The 16591-nt window shown below is 73.5% G+C and carries 14 protein-coding genes, 2 rRNA genes and 1 pseudogene (1 of these 17 cut by a window edge); 4 read left to right on the forward strand and 13 right to left on the reverse strand.

Features of this window, described 5'->3' with window-relative positions:
- Positions 1-26: 26 nt before the first annotated feature.
- The 7 genes and pseudogenes from SM611_RS01280 to SM611_RS01310 all read right to left on the reverse strand — a co-directional run bounded on the left by SM611_RS01280 (position 27) and on the right by SM611_RS01310 (position 7402).
- Positions 27-998 (reverse strand): hypothetical protein, encoded by a 972-nt coding sequence (locus tag SM611_RS01280; RefSeq protein ID WP_371946900.1) that lies wholly within the window; start codon positions 996-998, stop codon positions 27-29.
- A gap of 4 nt (positions 999-1002) precedes the next feature.
- A complete protein-coding gene (locus SM611_RS01285) occupies positions 1003-1959 on the reverse strand; it encodes a copper transporter (RefSeq protein WP_371946901.1) in 957 nt (318 codons plus the stop codon).
- Entirely contained in the window at positions 1956-3206 is a 1251-nt protein-coding gene (gene steA, locus SM611_RS01290) for a putative cytokinetic ring protein SteA (RefSeq protein ID WP_371946902.1), read from the reverse strand. Before steA ends, SM611_RS01285 begins: the two co-directional genes overlap by 4 nt.
- A 94-nt stretch (positions 3207-3300) precedes the next feature.
- On the reverse strand, positions 3301-5007 hold the full coding sequence (recN, locus tag SM611_RS01295; RefSeq protein ID WP_371946903.1) for a DNA repair protein RecN: 1707 nt from the start codon (positions 5005-5007) through the stop codon (positions 3301-3303).
- A gap of 214 nt (positions 5008-5221) precedes the next feature.
- Positions 5222-6118, reverse strand: a pseudogene (locus SM611_RS01300) (NAD kinase); the annotation flags it as partial.
- A 127-nt stretch (positions 6119-6245) separates the two neighbouring features.
- The gene (locus tag SM611_RS01305; RefSeq protein ID WP_371946904.1) at positions 6246-7049 is read right to left on the reverse strand and encodes a TlyA family RNA methyltransferase; all 804 of its coding nucleotides are present in this window, start codon (positions 7047-7049) and stop codon (positions 6246-6248) included.
- Complete coding sequence (locus SM611_RS01310; protein WP_371946905.1) at positions 7046-7402, reverse strand: hypothetical protein; 357 nt, start codon at positions 7400-7402, stop codon at positions 7046-7048. The genes SM611_RS01305 and SM611_RS01310 overlap by 4 nt, the downstream gene beginning before the upstream one ends.
- 113 nt (positions 7403-7515) lie before the next feature.
- On the opposite strand from SM611_RS01310, the gene SM611_RS01315 reads away from it, so the two are divergent.
- Entirely contained in the window at positions 7516-7857 is a 342-nt protein-coding gene (locus tag SM611_RS01315; protein WP_371946906.1) for an SCP2 sterol-binding domain-containing protein, read from the forward strand.
- Here the strand turns inward: SM611_RS01315 and SM611_RS01320 are convergent.
- Both SM611_RS01320 and SM611_RS01325 read right to left on the reverse strand, forming a co-directional pair.
- On the reverse strand, positions 7854-8855 hold the full coding sequence (locus SM611_RS01320; protein ID WP_371947400.1) for an HAD-IIA family hydrolase: 1002 nt from the start codon (positions 8853-8855) through the stop codon (positions 7854-7856). The genes SM611_RS01315 and SM611_RS01320 overlap by 4 nt on opposite strands.
- 56 nt (positions 8856-8911) lie before the next feature.
- Positions 8912-9364 carry a tetratricopeptide repeat protein gene (locus SM611_RS01325; protein WP_371946907.1) on the reverse strand — a complete coding sequence of 151 codons (453 nt, stop codon included), beginning with the start codon at positions 9362-9364 and terminating at the stop codon, positions 8912-8914.
- A gap of 66 nt (positions 9365-9430) precedes the next feature.
- On the opposite strand from SM611_RS01325, the gene SM611_RS01330 reads away from it, so the two are divergent.
- Complete coding sequence (locus SM611_RS01330; RefSeq protein ID WP_371946908.1) at positions 9431-10780, forward strand: DUF1015 family protein; 1350 nt, start codon at positions 9431-9433, stop codon at positions 10778-10780.
- A 7-nt stretch (positions 10781-10787) separates the two neighbouring features.
- A complete protein-coding gene (locus SM611_RS01335; RefSeq protein ID WP_371946909.1) occupies positions 10788-11726 on the forward strand; it encodes an MBL fold metallo-hydrolase in 939 nt (312 codons plus the stop codon).
- A gap of 41 nt (positions 11727-11767) precedes the next feature.
- Here the strand turns inward: SM611_RS01335 and SM611_RS01340 are convergent, their stop codons facing one another.
- On the reverse strand, positions 11768-12934 hold the full coding sequence (locus tag SM611_RS01340) for an alkaline phosphatase PhoX (RefSeq protein WP_371946910.1): 1167 nt from the start codon (positions 12932-12934) through the stop codon (positions 11768-11770).
- 108 nt (positions 12935-13042) lie between these two features.
- The gene (locus SM611_RS01345; RefSeq protein WP_371946911.1) at positions 13043-13909 is read right to left on the reverse strand and encodes a hypothetical protein; all 867 of its coding nucleotides are present in this window, start codon (positions 13907-13909) and stop codon (positions 13043-13045) included.
- Between SM611_RS01345 and SM611_RS01350 the strand changes: the two genes are divergently transcribed.
- Entirely contained in the window at positions 13898-14275 is a 378-nt protein-coding gene (locus SM611_RS01350; RefSeq protein ID WP_371946912.1) for a hypothetical protein, read from the forward strand. The two genes, SM611_RS01345 and SM611_RS01350, sit on opposite strands and share 12 nt — an antisense overlap.
- A gap of 871 nt (positions 14276-15146) precedes the next feature.
- Here SM611_RS01350 and rrf read toward each other — a convergent pair.
- A 5S ribosomal RNA gene (gene rrf, locus SM611_RS01355) occupies positions 15147-15263 on the reverse strand.
- 153 nt (positions 15264-15416) lie between these two features.
- A 23S ribosomal RNA gene (locus SM611_RS01360) occupies positions 15417-16591 on the reverse strand (it continues 1891 nt past the right edge of the window).

Here is a 16591-nt window from a genome sequence, read left to right on the forward strand (position 1 = left end):
CGTTCCGCGGAGGCCGTCCGGTGCACCTAGGCGGGGCCCGCGGCGACGCCGTTGCCCGCCGGACCGGCTTGCGGCGGGACGGACGGCGGGCGGAACGCGTCCTCCGTCACCGGCTTCTCCGCCGGCGCGGGGACGGCCGCCGGGCGGCGCCCCAGCATGTCGATGCGGTTCAGCACCGGGTTGCCCGCGATGACCTTGGTGAAGCTGACGACCTCGCTGGCGGCGTTCAGCCCGGCGACCCCGGCCAGCACGGCGAGCCGCGGCCCCCGCCCGAGCCGGGTCGCGGCGAGGCCGAGCAGCGCGCCGAGCGCGTTGGCGCCGGTGTCGCCCAGCATGGCCCGCTCGCCGAGGTCCTCGGGGAGCAGCGCGGCGGCGGCGCCGAGCGGCGCCGCGACGACGGCGGAGCCCGACCGGGTGAGCGCCAGCGGGGCGCCGGTGATGAGGCCGACCTTGACCGCCCGCCCGGGACGCAGGTCGAACAGGTTCATCAGGTTCGCGGACCCGGCGATGAGCGCGCCGTTGACGAGGGCGTCGAACGCGCGCCCCGTCCGGGACGGGGCGGGCGACCCGGCGACCGCGGCGGCGGCCAGCCCGGTCGCGCCGATGCCGAGGATCTTCACCGCGCCGCTGGTGACCTCGCCGCGGGCGAGCGCCGTCAGGTGGCCCTTGAAGCCGCGGGACGCGCCGGACCCCGCCAGGTCGTCGTACCCGCCGAGGACGCCGGAGCCGGCGCCGGCGAGCAGCGCGGCGGCGCGCATCCGGCCGGCGGCGCCGGGGGCGAGCAGCCCGGCCGCGGCGGCGCCCGCGACGAACGCGGGGCCCTCCAGCAGCGTCACCGGCTCGCCGCGGTGGTTGGTGCGGCCCCAGACGTCCTCGCCCGGCAGGCCGTTCAGCCCGGGCGGCCGGCGGGTCAGCGCGGCGTACGCGGCGCGCGCCGCCGCGGCGCCGAGGCCCATCCCGGCCGCGAGCCGCACGCCGCTGGCGATGCGTCGTTTCATCAGGTCACCCGTTCTTCCCCGCCGGGGGCGCGGGCGAGGGCAGGTAGCCGCTCACGCCGGCGCCCGTCCCGTACTGCCCGGACTTGCCGCCGATCTCCTTCTGCAGCGCCAGGATCGTCACGACCTGCCCGGACGCGGTGTCCACCACATCGACGGTGGAGACCGAGTCCGCGGCGTCGGCGTCGCGCAGCGCCGCGATCAGCCCGCCCTCCTGCGCGGAGGTCGGCGGGCCACCGACGACGGTACCGCGCCCGGCGCCGTCGAGTGCGGCGGCCAGCGAGATCAGTGCCTTGTTGGCCTCGTCGCCGCCGTCGTAGGCGTACGGGGCGGCGGGCGCGACCATGACGGCGAGCGTCGCGTGCTGGCCGGGCTTTCCGCTGGTGGTGACGTACCCGGCCGCCTTGAAGCCGTTGAGGACGGCGCCGCCGACGGCGTCCTCGCGGCCGGACCTCGCCGGGTCCTTGGTGACGAGGGCGTTCGCCAGCACGGCGCCCGCCTTGTCGTAGGCGCTCGCGTCGGCGGGGAACTCGACGCCGTCGCCCTTCAGCTGCGTGGACAGCTCGTCGACGGTCGTGCGCTGGTCGGCGTCCAGGAGCTTCTTCTGGATCGTGACGCGCCCGGTGACGGCGGCGCCCGCGTTCTTCGCCAGCTCGCTGACCTGCTCGATGCCGTCGTCGCCGGCGCCGGGCGTCTCGACGAGCACCACCGACTGGCCCTTCAGCCGGTTCTGGACGATCTGCGGCGCCAGCACCTTGGTGAACTGCTCCTGGCCGTTCACCCGGTGCTGCAGGTCGCGCTGCGCCAGCCGGGCCTGCTGGGCGGTCTTGGCCGCCGAGTTGGCCTGCTGGCGCAGGGTGTCGCTCACCGAGTCCGACAGCGTGGTGGAGCCCAGCACGATGCCGAGCGCCAGCGCGAGGAAGATCGCGACGATGGAGACGAGATGGTAACGGAAATCGATCACGTGAAGAGTCCGGTCAGCCAGAAGACGAAGGCGTGCCAGCGGTCGGCGAGCAGGGGACTGATGACGTCCCCCGCCGGGGACATGGCGACGGCGGTGACGATGGCGATGAACGCGCCGAGGACGAGGAACAGCAGCGACCAGGTGGAGATCCGGCTGCGGTAGAGCCTGCTGACGCCCTTGGCGTCGACGAGCTTGCTGCCCACCCGGAGCCGGGTGAGGAACGTGCTGGCCATGCCCGCGCGGCCCTTGTCGAGGAACTCGACCATGTTCGCGTGCGTGCCGACCGCGACGATCAGGGTCGCGCCCTTGTCGTCGGCGAGCAGCATCGCGATGTCCTCGCTGGTGGCGGTGGCCGGGAACACGACGGCCTCCCGCCCGAGCTCGTGGACGCGCTTGAGGCCGGGCGCGCGGCCGTCCCGGTAGGCGTGCACGACGATCTCGGCGCCGCAGGTGAGCGCGTCGTCGGACACCGAGTCCATGTCGCCGACGATCATGTCGGGCCGGTAGCCGGCCTCCAGCAGCGCGTCGGCGCCGCCGTCCACCCCGATCAGGACCGGGCGGTACTCGCGGATGTAGGGCCGCAGGGTCGCGATGTCCTCGCGGTAGTGGTAGCCGCGGACGACGATCAGCGCGTGCCTGCCGTTGATCCTGGTGGTGACGTCCGGGACGCCGACGCCGTCGATGAGCAGGTCGCGCTCGCGCTTGACGTACTCCATCGTGTTGGCGACGAACGCCTCCAGCTGGGACGCGAGCCCCGCCTTGGCCTCGGTCAGCGCCGTCTCGACGGACTCGTCCGTCTGCTCGGTGCCCTTGGCGACGACGTCCTCGCCGCGGAACACGGCGGGCCCCTCGACACGGGCCTGGTCGCCCTCGTGCAGCTTGGTGAAGATCTCCGGGCCGACGTCGTCCACCAGCGGGATGCCGGCCTCGACCAGGATCTGCGGGCCGAGGTTCGGGTAGCGGCCCGAGATGCTCGGCGCGACGTTCACGACGGCGCCGACCTCGCACGACACCAGCGCCTCGGCGCTGACGCGGTCGAGGTCGACATGGTCGATCACCGCGATCTCGCCGGGCTGCAGCCGCTTGGTCAGGTCCTTGGTGCGGCGGTCGAGCCGGACCGTGGCGCTGACCCCGGACCGGCCGTCCTCGCGGCCGCGGCCGAGCGTGAGCACCCGGCGGGGCAGCTTCCGGGACGGCCGGACGCCCCGCTCGGCGCCGGACTCGGTGGTGGGTGACGGGTCGTTCATCACCGACCATCCTGCCAGAGCGCGGGAGCCGACGCCGGAAAGCGCGACCGTCCAGGCGCGTCCACTCGCGTACCCTCTGTGACGATCGGCCTGGTCACCGTTCGTCGGCGGCCATGGCGAGGAGCTCCTCGGCGTGGGCGCGGCCGAGCTCGGAGTCCTCCAGGCCGGCGAGCATCCGCGACAGCTCGCGGACGCGGCCCTCCCGGTCCAGGGCGGTGACGCCGCTGCTGGTCACGGTGCCGTCGTCGGACTTCTCCACCAGCAGGTGCTGGTCGGCGAACGCCGCGACCTGCGGCAGGTGCGTGACGACGATCACCTGCGCGTTGCGGGCCAGCCGCGCCAGCCGGCGCCCGATCTCCACCGCGGCCTTGCCGCCGACGCCCGCGTCGACCTCGTCGAACACGAACGTCGGGACGGGGTCGGCGCCCGCGAACACGACCTCGATGGCGAGCATCACCCGGGACAGCTCGCCGCCGGACGCGCCCTTGTGCAGGGGCAGCGGCGGCGACCCCGGGTGCGGCGCGAGCCGGACCTCGACCTCGTCGACGCCGTGCGGCCCGTACTCGCCGGTCGGGTTCACGGTGACCGCGACGCGGGCGTGCGGCATGGCGAGGGCCGTCAGCTCCTCGGTGACGGCCCCGGAGAAGCGCTCGGCGGCGCGGGTGCGGACCGCGGTCAGCTCCGCCGCCTCGGCGGTGAGCCGCTCGGTCAGCTCGGCGTGCTCGGCGCGCAGCTCCTCGATGCGGTCGTCGTCGCCCTCCAGCTCGGTGAGGCGGGCGGCGGACGTCCGCGCCCATTCCAGGACCGCGGCGGCCGTCCCCTCGGTGCCGCCGTACTTGCGGGTCAGCGCGGTCAGCTCGGCCCGCCGCTCCTGGACGGCCGCGAGCCGCGCCGGGTCGGCGTCCACCGACTCGGCGTAGGACGCGAGGTCGGTGCCGACGTCGGAGACGAGGTAGCCGGCCTCGGCGAGCCGGTCGGCGAGCGCCGCCAGCTCCGGGTCGTGGTCGCGGACGGCGTCCAGGGCGTTGCGGGCCTGGCCGAGCAGGCTCGTGACGTTCGCCGCCTCGAACGCGGCGGCGGGGTCGCCGAGCAGCGCCTCGTGCGCGGTGTCGGCGGCGCCGCGCAGCGCGTCGGCGTGGCCGAGGCGCTCCTCCTCGCCGGCGAGGCCGACGTCCTCGCCGTCCTTCGGGTCGACCTTCTCGATCTCCTCCAGGCCGAAGCGGAGCACGTCGGCCTCCTGGGACCGCTCGCGCGCCCGCGTCGTCAGCTCCTCCAGCAGCGCGCCGACCTGGCGGTGCCGCTGGTACGCCTTGGTGTAGGCGCGCATCGGCTTGGTCAGCGCGCCGCCCGCGTACCGGTCGAGCGCGGCGCGCTGCCGCCCGGCCTGCAGCAGCCGCTGCTGGTCGGACTGGCCGTGCACGGCGACCAGGTCGTCAGCCAGGTTGATCAGGACGTTGACCGGGACGGACCGGCCGCCGAGGAACGCCCGGGAGCGGCCCTCCGCCGACACCGAGCGGCTGATGATCAGCGCTCCGTCGTCCAGCTCGCCGCCGGACTCCTCGACCCGCTCCACGACCCGGCCGCCCGGATCGACGACGATCCGGCCCTCGACCGTGGCGCGGCCCGCGCCCGGCCTGACCCGCTGCGGGTCGGCGCGGCCGCCGAACAGCAGCCCGAGGCTGGTGACCACCATGGTCTTGCCCGCCCCGGTCTCCCCGGTCACCACGTTGAATCCCGGCGACAGATCGAGCACGGCCTCGTCGATCACCCCGAGGCCCTGGATCCGCACCTCATCGACCATCGGACGCACCGGCGTCACAACCCTCCGCAAACAGATCCCCGATCAGCGCCTGTGGAGATTATCTCCTCTGCCCGCCGGACGCCTCCCCGTCCGATCCGCCGGGGAGCCGCTCGGGCACGATTCCCGGTCCCGTTCCCGGCCCCGGGGGGCCGGCCACGCCGCCGGCCGCCGGAGCGTCCCCGACCTGCGAGTCCCCGAGCGGCGGGGACGGCCGGGACGGCTGCCTGACCCGCCCCCGCCAGCCCGTCACGGGCAGCCCGAACTTGGTGACCAGCCGGTCGGTGAACGGGGTGAGGTGCAGCCGCGCGAGCCGCACCGGCTCCGCGCCGCGGCGCACCTCCACCCGCGCGCCCGGCGGCAGGTCGAGCGTGCGGCGCCCGTCGCACCACAGGACGGCGCGGGGCGTGTCCGGCAGCACCTCGACGGCCACCGACGAGCGCGGCGACACCACCAGCGGGCGGGCGAACAGCGAGTGCGCGCTGATCGGCACGACCAGCATCGCCTCCACCTCCGGCCACACCACCGGTCCGCCGGCGGAGAACGCGTAGGCGGTGGAGCCGGTCGGTGTGGCGCACACCACCCCGTCGCAGCCCCAGTTGGACAGCGGTCGGCCGTCGATCTCGGCGACGACCTCCAGCATCCGCTCCCGCTCGGCCTTCTCGATGCTCGCCTCGTTCAGCGCCCAGGTCGTGCCCAGGACCGTGCCGTTGCGGCGGGCGGTGACGTCCACGGTCATCCGCTCCTCGACGTCGTAGCGGCGGTCGCAGACCCGGTCGACGGTGGCGGCGAGGTCCTCCCGCTCGGCCTCGGCGAGGAAACCGACGTGGCCGAGGTTGACGCCCAGCAGCGGCGTGCCGGACGTGCGGGTCAGGTCGGCGGCGCGCAGCAGCGTCCCGTCGCCGCCGAGGACCATGACGACCTCGGCGTCGTCGGCCGCCGCCGCGTTGCTCGGCATCACCTGCACGCCCGCGCAGCCGATCGTCCCTGCCTCGTCGTCCAGGACCCGGACGCCGATCCCCGCCTCGCCGAGCCGCTCGATGACCAGCTGCGCGCTGCGGACGGCCTCCGGCCGCCCGGTGTGCGTCACGACCAGCACCGACCTTCTGCTCATGCTCCCGCCCCACTCCCCGACGCGCTCCGGCGTGCGTTCGTCTGGACGAACGTCCCTCGTGCGGACGTTCCCGTCTCGGACGTCCTCTGTACGTTCCGGGGACCCCGTCCGTTCGCGGGCCGGCCGATCATCGCGGGCCCTCCTCGATCGCCTTCGCCAGGCCGCCCTCGTCCAGCGGCGGGGCGCCGGCGCGCAGCCACAGGAAGTACTCCACGTTGCCCGACGGGCCCGGCAGCGGGCTCGCCGCCACCCCGAGCACGCCGAGGCCGAGCGTCGCGGCGTGCCGGGCGACGCCCCGCACGGCGTCGGCGCGCAGCTCCGGGTCGCGGACGACGCCGCCCGCGCCGACCCGGTCCTTGCCGACCTCGAACTGCGGCTTCACCATGACCGCGTAGTCGGCGCCGGGCGCGACGCACCTCTGCACGGGCCCGAGGACGAGCTTGAGGGAGATGAACGACAGGTCGCCGACGACCAGGTCGGGCGGCGGGTCGCCGAGCGTTCCCGGCTCCAGCTCGCGGATGTTGACCCGCTCCATGACGGTGACCCGGTCGTCGGTGCGCAGCGACCAGGCGATCTGGCCGTAGCCGACGTCGACCGCGTACACGCGGGCCGCGCCCGCGCGCAGCAGGACGTCGGTGAACCCGCCGGTGGAGGCGCCCGCGTCCAGGCAGGAGCGCCCCTTCACCTCCAGGCCCGCGAACGCCTTGAGCGCGCCCGCGAGCTTGTGCCCGCCGCGCGAGACGTACTCGGGCCCCTCGGCGGCCTCCTCGACGACGATCGCGGCCCCGGCCTCGACCTGCGTCGCGGCCTTGGCCGCCTTCTGCCCGCCGACCCGCACCCGGCCGTCGGTGATGAGCTGCCCGGCGTGCTCGCGCGAGCGCGCCAGCCTCCGCCGGACGAGCTCGGCGTCGAGCCTGCGCCTGGCGCTCACCGGGGGCGGAGGGCGTCGGGGAAGGCGGGACGGGGCGCCTGGGGCGGCGGGGACGGCTCGTCCTGCCCGGCGGACGCGAGCAGCTCCTGGAGCCCGCGGTGGACGTCCTCGTAGAGTTCCACGTGCTCGGAGACCGGCCGCCCGCCGAGTTCGGCGAGGCGCGCGACGGCGGCGTCCACGCGCGGATCGCCGGTCGGGCCGGGCAGGGACGCCGCCGGGAAATCCGGCTCTGCGGCCTCCGGCTCCTCCGGCTCCTCCGCCGGCCGCGGCGGCTGCGGCGCGTCCTGCGACGCATCGTGCGGCGCGTCGTGCGCGGCCGGGGACCCCGGCGTCCCCGCGGCCTCGTCGGACATCACGTTTACCTCCCAACGGTCCGGAGCGCCCGCGACGAGTCGCCTCCGGCTCATCCAGAACGCTACCGTCCCTGGACGACATCGTTGCCGGACGAACGGGGAACGGCCTGACCATGGCGAACGAGGAGGACTGCCGTGCGGCACTGGAGCGCGTCGCGGCGCGCCTGGCGGAGGTGGACGGCGACCGGCTCGCCGAGCACGTCGTCGAGCGGACGATCAGCTGCCGCGTCCGGGACCTCGGGCTCGCCTACCGCACCCGGCTCCACCGGGGCGGCCTCGACCCGTTCGAGCCCGACGCCGACCCGGGGGCGGCGCAGGTGCGCCTCACCGTGGACAGCGACGACCTCGTCGCCATGGCGCACGACGAGCTGAACCCGGCCAAGGCGTGGGCCGCCGGCCGCGTCAAGATCGAGGCGAGCATCTTCGACCTGCTGCGGCTCCGCAAGCTCCTCTAGAACGGCAGGTTCTCCAGGGCGCCGGCGAGCGCCTCCCGGGGCGGCGGCTCGTCGCTCTCCCAGGCGGCGGACGCGAGGGCGCGCAGGCCGTCGTAGGGGTCGCCGGAGCCGGTCACGGTGAACGCACCGCCGTCGCGCCGGGCCGTCCAGCCGCCGCAGGCGTGCCCGCCGTCCGCCCGGACGATCTCCGGATGCGGGACGAGCAGCCCGCTCAGGTCGGGGGCCAGGTAGCTGGGCCGCCGGTTCGGCGGGGCGGTGAGGGCCTGCATGTGGTCGGTGACGCCGGTGAAGACCAGGAGGCTGTCGGCGCCGCCGTTCCAGGCGCCCTCGATGTCGGTGTCGAGCCGGTCGCCGACCACGAGGGGGCGCCGCGCGCCGGTGCGCAGGACCGACTCCTGGTGCAGGGGGCGCTCGGGCTTGCCGGTGACGATCGGCTCGACGCCGGTCGCCGCGCTGATCACGCGCAGCAGGGCGCCGTTGCCGGGGTGCGGCGGGCCCTCGCCGCCGGGGATGGTCAGGTCGCCGTTGGAGCCGACGAACAGGGCGCCCATGGCGACGGCCTGCGCCCCCTCCGACAGCGCCCCGTAGCCGAGGTCGGGGTGGTAGCCCTGCGCGACGGCGGCCGGCCGTCCCGCCGCGGTCGACACCGGGCGCAGGCCCCGCGCGTACAGGGCGTGCCGCAGCCCCATGCCGCCCACGACGAGCACCTCCGACCCGGCGGGCAGCCGCTCGGCGAGCAGCCGCGCCGCGGCCTGCGCGGAGGTGACGACGTCGGCGGCCTCGGCCGGGACGCCGACCTCGGTGAGCAGCGCCGCGACGGCGGACGGGGTCCGGGAGGCGTTGTTGGTCACGAACGCGAGCCGCTGCCCGGCCGCGCGCGCCTTGGCGAGCGACTCCGCCGCCGCCGGGACGGGCCTGCGGCCGACGTAGACGACCCCGTCGAGGTCGAGCAGGGCGACGTCGTACGCCTCGCTCAGGGGACGGTCGCTGCCTTTCATCGCGCTCCTCATGCCTGCGATCGTACGGGGGTTATTACCGGCGGGTAAGGAACGGGTCAGCGCCGGGCCGCGAGGGTGGCCCTGGCCTGCCGCAACGCCGTCGTGTAGTCCTTGTTCTCCGGGCGCATCGCGGCGGCGAGCGCGAACTGCTCGACGGCGCCCTCGAAGTCGCCGAGCCGGCTCAGCGCCAGCCCGAGCCCGAACCGCGCGTAGTCCTCGGCGGGCTCCTCCTCGACGATGGCGCGGAAGCTCTCGGCCGCCGCGCCGAACTGCCGGGCGCCGAACTGGGCGCGGCCGAGCGCCTCCCGGATGCTGTGCGACGCCGGCTCGGCCTCCGCCGCCCTGGCCAGCAGCTGCAACGCGGCGGCGGCGCTGCCCGCCCGCAGCAGCTCCAGGCCCCGCGTGTACCACTCGTAGACCCCGCCGCCCGGCGAGGCGGGATCCTCGCCGCGGGCGCCCCGCCCGTCCCCTGGGGAATCCTCCGGCCCTCCCGGCCCTTGACCATTCATATGGACCTCCCCTCGGATCACTACGACCGTACCCGCCGGGGCGCGGGACGCCCCGCGGTGAATACCATGCCCACCGTGGACGACGACCTCTCCTCCGGACTCGCGCCGGAGGAGTTCAGCGCCCGGATCTTCGGGACGGCGGGGCCGCGCACCGGCGCCGGCCTGGCGCTGTCCCCGTTCCGGGGCGTCCGGTTCGTCCCCGAGGTGGCCGGCGACCCGGCGGCGGTGACCATGCCGCCGTACGACCTGATCGACGAGGCGGCTGCGCTGCGGCTGCTGGCCGGCGGCGGGCACAACATCGTCCGGCTCAACCTGCCGCGCGCCGCCGGGGAGAGCTACCGCGCGGCGGGCGACCGGCTGCGCCGCTGGCTGGACGAGGGCGCCCTCGCCGTCGACCCCGAACCGGCCCTCTACGTCTACGAGGCGGCCCGCGGCGGGACCGTCCTGCAGCGCGGCCTGATCGGCGGGCTGGGCCTGCGCGCGGAGGCCGACGGGGTCGTGCTGCCGCACGAGAACGTCTTCCCCGGCCCGGTCCGCGACCGGCTCGCGCTGATGACGGCCGCGAACGCCAACCTGGAGCCGATCTTCCTGGTGTACGAGGGCGGCGGCGACGCGGCCCGGATCGTCGACGACGCCGCCTCCCGGCCTCCGCTGACCGAGTTCGACGCGGACGACGGGCTGACGCACCGGCTGTGGCGCATCACCGACCCCGGCGCGCACGCGCGGGTCGCCGCCGACCTCCGCGGCAAGCAGGCCCTCATCGCCGACGGCCACCACCGCTACGCGACCTACCGCGCCCTGCAGGCGCGCCACCACGCCGCCGGCGACGGCCCCGGGCCCTGGGACCAGGGCCTGGCGCTCCTGGTCGACTCCACGCGCTACCCGCCGCACCTGGGCGCCATCCACCGGGTCCTGCCCGGCCTCCGCCCGCAGGACGCCGTGGACCGCGCCCGCACGGCCTTCCACGTCGGCGATTTCCCGGACGAAGCGTCCGCCATCGACGCGCTCGCCGGTGCGAACAGTCCCGCGTTCCTTCTCGGCGGGGGCGACTCCCTCCATCTCCTCACGGCACCCGATGCGGCGGCGCTCGCCCGCTGCATGCCGTCCGAGCACTCTCCGCGCTGGCGCGCGCTCGACACCGCCGTCCTGGACCACCTGCTCATCGGCGACCTGTGGCAAATCCCGGAGAACGAGACCGCCATCGAGGTGGTGCACGACGACCCGTCCGCCGCCATCGCCCGCGCCCGGCGCACGGGCGGCACCGCGGTCGTCCTCAACCCCCTGAGGGTCGAGGACGTGCTCGCCGTCGCGGGCGGCGGCGAACGCGTCCCGCGCAAGTCGACCTCGTTCGGGCCGAAGCCCCGCACGGGCCTCGTCCTGCGTCTCCTCGACCCGGACGCGTCCGGGAGGCCATGATCGGAGGATGGACACCACGACCACGATCACACCGCTCGGCGGGGACGTCTACGAGATCGACACCAGGATGGCCGGCTACAGCGGCATCACCGCCGGATACCTGATCCTTTCCGACCGGCCATGCCTGGTGGAGCCCGGCACGTCCGGTTCCGCGCCCGTGGTGCGGGCCGCGCTCGGGGAGCTCGGCGTCGGGCCCGACGATCTGGCGACCGTGGTGGTGACCCACATCCACCTCGACCACGCGGGCGGCGTCGGCGACATCGCGGAGACGTACCCGCAGGCCGAGGTCGTCGTCCACGAGAAGGGCGCGCGGCACCTCGCCGACCCTTCGCGGCTCATGCGCAGTGCCCGCATGGTGTACGGGGACAGCCTCGACACCCTGTTCGGCGAGCTGAAGCCCACGGACGCGGCCCGGATCCTCGCCGTCGAGGACACCGGCGTCGTCGACCTCGGCGGCGGCCGGCGGCTGGAGTCGCACTACTCCCCCGGCCACGCCAAGCATCACGTCGGACTCATGGACTCCCACACCGGCGACCTGTACGTGGGCGACGCCGCCGGCATCTACATCCCGGAGACGGCCGACGTGAAGCCCGCGACGCCGCCGCCGGACTTCCACCTCGCCACCGCGCTGGAATCCATCGGCAGGTTCCGGTCGCTGGGCCCGCAGCGGCTGCTGTTCGCCCACTACGGGCCCGTGACCGAGGTGGACGACACGCTCGAACGGTCCGCGGAGGAACTGCGCGTCTGGGTCGACGCCGTCCAGGACGCCAAGGACCAGGGCCTCGACCTCGACCACGCCGTCGCCATGGTCGTCGACCGGACCAGGAGCCGGTACGCCATCATGCGCGAGGACGTCGACCCCGGCCTGGTCGCCAGGTACGAGGTGCTGAACAGCGCCGAGAGCAACGTCGCCGGCATCATGCACGCGCTGGACCGGCACGCCTGAGCGGGGCCCGGTGCGTCCAGGGAGCACCGGGCGCGCGGGCTTCAGCGGCGGAACGGACCGGTGACCTCGAACGTGTAGCCGTCCGTCCCGGCGATGAAGCCGCTCTTGCCGCGCTGGGACGAGAAGTACAGGCGCGAACCGTCCGGGCTGAACGCGCAGCCGGTGATCTCCGACTCGTCGTGGCCGAGGACGCGCAGGAACGGCGTCACGATCCCGTCCGCGGTGATGAGGTTGATCTCCATGTTGTCGCCGTCCTCGGCGACGTAGAGCTCGCCGGACGCCGTGGCGGTCACCGCGTCGACGCCGTGCAGGGGCGCCTCACCGGAGGTGACGAGGTCGTCGTCGTAGGCGATGTCCAGCCGCTCGCCGGCCGCGTCATAGGCCCACACGCGGTTGTCGCCCTTGGTGGTGAAGTAGCAGACGCCGTGGGTGTAGTAGCACCCCTCGCCGCCGTCGAAGCGCATGGCGCCCCCCACCTGCTCGCGGGTCGGCGTCAGCCAGAACTCCGGACTGGGGACCTTCGCCCAGGTGACGGGGCCCGTCCCGGAGCCGACCAGGACTTCGAGCGTCCCGGACGACAGGTCGCCCCACGTCTTCGGCCGGAAACGGTAGAAGCAGCCGTCACCCTGGTCCTCGGTCAGGTAGACGACCTTGCGCTCCGGGTCGGACGCCGCCGCCTCGTGCTTGAACCGGCCCATCGCGGGCCGCGCCACCGCCGCCTTCTGCCCGCGCGGGTCGGTCTCGTAGACGAGGCCGAAGTCGTGCTCCTCGCACGACAGCCACGTGTTCCAGGGCGTCGCCCCGCCGGAGCAGTTGAGCGTGGTGCCGTTCAGGATCCGGTACGCGGACGTCACCTTCCCGGACGCGTCGAACCGCACGGCGGACACGCCGCCGACGACCGGGACCTCCGAGTTGCTGACGTAGATCCAGCCGTCCCCGTCGGGGAAGCAGGCGCCGCCGTCGGGCGCGGCGTGCCAGGTGTACCGCGTCCCCTCGACGCGCTGCATCGACCGCGCCACGACCCGGCTGGTGAACCCGCCCGGCAGCTGCACCCCGTTGCCGTCCGCCGCCAGCAGCGGGCCGTACGGGCTCGGGCCCGGCTGCGCGGGGCCGGCGGCGAGCGCCTGCTGCCACAGGGCGCCGGAGAACGCGGTCGTCCCGCCGGCGACGGCGGCGGCGCGCAGGAACGTGCGTCGGTTCAGGGGCATGAGTCTCCTCAAGGAGTCGATCACCGCCGGACGTGTCCGGCGGCCCCCCGAACGGCGCGGTTCCCGTGGAATATCCGGGAAACCTACTCGCCAGTCAAGTACCCGTGGTCAATCGCCTCGCGGCGGCCGCTCCTCGTTCTCCGGCCGTTCATCGTCCACCGGCTTCGGCTCCAGGAAGACCGCGGGAGCCTCCGGGGCGTCCTCGTCGGGCACGTCCCGCACCTCGGGCTCGGCGGGCTGGAACGCGATGTCCGTGGCCGCCGACATCGGCTCCGGTTCCGTCTCCGGCTCCTCGGCGCCCGCGTCCTCGTCGGCGGCGTCCTCGTCGGCCCCCTCAGTGGCGGCCGTGGTGTCATCGGCGTCGTCGGCCGTGTCGGCGTCGTCGTCCTCGGTGTCGAGGATGTGGAGACCTTCTAGCTCGGCGTAGCGTTCGGCGGCGTCGGTGTCGCCGTCGCGGTCGGCCGCGGCAGCGCGGGCGAACCAGTCGGCCGCCTCGTCTCCGCGGCCGGCCTCGACGAGCGCGTCCGCGTAGGCGTAGAACAGCCGCATCGACCACGGCCGGAGCCGCCGATCACGCAGCTCGGGGATCTGCAGCGTGACGACGGCCGCGTCGTACTGCCCCATGTCGCGGCGTACGCCCGACTCGACGATGCGCAGCTCGACGCGTCCCATCGGGTCGAGTTTCGCCGCCTCCGGCGACTTGATCACGTCGAGGGCCCGTTCGGGACGGCCGAGGCCGCGCTCGCAGTCGGCCATCACCGGCAGGTAGGAGTCGTCGCCGGCGCCGAGCCGCCGCGCGGCGCGCAGCTCGGCGAGCGCCTCCGCCCATTCGCCCGCGTGGTACGCCGCGATCCCGGCCGCCTCCCGGACGATCCCGACCCGGGACGCGAGCCGTCGCGCCGCCCTCGCGTGCTTGTACGCCTGCTCCGGCTCCTCCTCGGCCAGCCGTCCCGCCATCACGAGATGGCGCGCCACCTTGGCCGCCAGCTCCTTCGGCAGGGTGCGCAGCTCGACGCGCGCGTCGGCGTCCAGTTCCTCGCCGGTGACGTCGTCCGGCAGCAGCGGATCGTCGTGCCTCGGACGCTCCTGCTCTTCGGGCCGCGCCCGCCGGTCCTGGCGGTCGCGCGGCGGCCCGTAGGAGCGTCCGCCGTCCTGCGGTCCCTTCGGCCCGCGCGCCTTGAAGGGCCGGTCCCGGTCTCCCGGACGCCCTTCGCGCCTGCCCTCGAACCTGCGCCCGCCCGACCGCTCGTCGCGATCCTTGAACCGGCGCTCCCCTGGACCGCCCGGACGCCCGTCACGCCGAGGGCCGCCCCCGCCCTGCCCCTGGCGGGGCCCACGTGATCCGCTGAAGCGCCCTTCCCGGCGCTCCTCGCCCTGCCGCTCGAACCGACGCTCACCGGGCTTGCCCTGGCCACCACGTGGCCCGTCGAAACGACGCTCACCGGCCTCACTCCGGCCGCCGCGCGAACCCTCGAACCGTCCCTCGCCCGGTCTGCCCTGGCCACCGCGCGGCCCGTCGAAACGACGCTCTCCAGGCTTACCCTGACCACCGCGCGGCCCGTCAAAACGACGCTCACCAGGCTTACCCTGACCAGCGCGAGGCCCGTCAGAACGCCGCTCTCCCGGTCTGCCCTGACCGCCGCGCGGCCCGTCGAAACGACGCTCTCCCGGCCTGCCCTGACCGCCACGCGAACCCTCGAAGCGGCGCTCGCCCGGCCGCCCCCGACCGGCGCGCGGCCCGCCCTGACCACCACCGCGCGAGCCTTCGAAACGGCCTTCGCGACGGTCGTCCGAGCGTCCCTCACGGGAGTCGGTACGCCGATCATCCGAGCGCTTGGACGGCCGGCCTGGCTTCCGGTCATCACGCTTGCCGCGCGTATCCCGGTCCTTCCAGGAACCACCGGCGGGACGTCCTCGGCCGCCCTGCGGGCCACCCGCGCGAGGGGCGCCACCACGAGGCCCGCCACCCCGGCGGTCCCCGGAACCCGCCGGACCGCCTCGGGCGTTGCCCCCACCACGGGGCGGAGTGCTCCGTCGCCCGTTATCGCCCCGCCGCTCGCGGCCCTCGTCGCTGCGGCCGTCCTCTTCCGCGCTCATCACGTCCGTCACTGTTCTTGATGTGGTTCGTGGACACTTGCAGCCTACTTTGGCAGGGCCACTACATGCGTCGAGGGCCGCTCCGCAAAAACGGAGCGACCCTCGACCAATTCAAGTCCGGCGGTGTCCTACTCTCCCACACAGTCTCCCATGCAGTACCATCGGCGCTGAAGGGCTTAACTTCCGGGTTCGGGATGGGACCGGGTGTTTCCCCTTCGCCAAAACCACCGAACGTCTCAACGCACCACCCCACGCGGGGGCGGGCAAATCAACGTCCGAGCAACCAGGCTCGGTATCCAAATATTAAACTGCGGTGCCCAGGTTGTTTTCTGGGAACCACACAGGGACGCGAACAACACACAGCGATTCGAATTGAACGTTCAGTGTGTTCAAGCCACTCGGCCTATTAGTACCGGTCGACTCCACACGTTACCGCGCTTCCATCTCCGGCCTATCAACCCGGTCGTCTACCGGGGGCCTTACACCCACATGGAGTGGGAGAACTCATCTCGAGGAAGGCTTCCCGCTTAGATGCTTTCAGCGGTTATCCCGACCGAACGTAGCCAACCAGCCGTGCCCCTGGCGGGACAACTGGCACACCAGAGGTCCGTCCGTCCCGGTCCTCTCGTACTAGGGACAGACCCTCTCAATTCTCCTACGCGCGCAGCGGATAGGGACCGAACTGTCTCGCGACGTTCTAAACCCAGCTCGCGTGCCGCTTTAATGGGCGAACAGCCCAACCCTTGGGACCTACTCCAGCCCCAGGATGCGACGAGCCGACATCGAGGTGCCAAACCATCCCGTCGATATGGACTCTTGGGGAAGATCAGCCTGTTATCCCCGGGGTACCTTTTAGCCGTTGAGCGACACCACTTCCACACGTAGGTGCCGGATCACTAGGCCCTGCTTTCGCACCTGCTCGACACGTCCGTCTCACAGTCAAGCTCCCTTGTGCCCTTGCACTCGCCACCTGATTGCCAACCAGGCTGAGGGAACCTTTGGGCGCCTCCGTTACACTTTAGGAGGCAACCGCCCCAGTTAAACTACCCACCAGGCACTGTCCCCCACCCGGATACACGGGTGCGGGTTAGACGCTCAAAACGACCAGAGTGGTATTTCACCAACGACTCCACCGACACTGGCGTGCCGGCTTCACAGTCTCCCACCTATCCTACACAAGACGCTCCAAGCGCCAATGCCAAGCTGTAGTGAAGGTCCCGGGGTCTTTCCGTCCTGCTGCGCGAAACGAGCATCTTTACTCGTACTGCAATTTCGCCGGGCCTGTGGTTGAGACAGCGGGGAAGTCGTTACGCCATTCGTGCAGGTCGGAACTTACCCGACAAGGAATTTCGCTACCTTAGGATGGTTATAGTTACCACCGCCGTTTACCGGCGCTTAGATTCTCAGCTTCGACCCCCCGAAAGGAATCTAACCGGTCCTCTTAACGTTCCGGCACCGGGCAGGCGTCAGTCCGTATACAGCGTCTTACGACTTCGCACGGACCTGTGTTTTTAGTAAACAGTCGCTTCCCCCTGGCCTCTGCGACCCCACCCAGCTCCC

The sequence above is a fragment of the Actinomadura monticuli genome (assembly GCF_041463655.1).
Lineage (GTDB): Bacteria > Actinomycetota > Actinomycetes > Streptosporangiales > Streptosporangiaceae > Spirillospora > Spirillospora monticuli.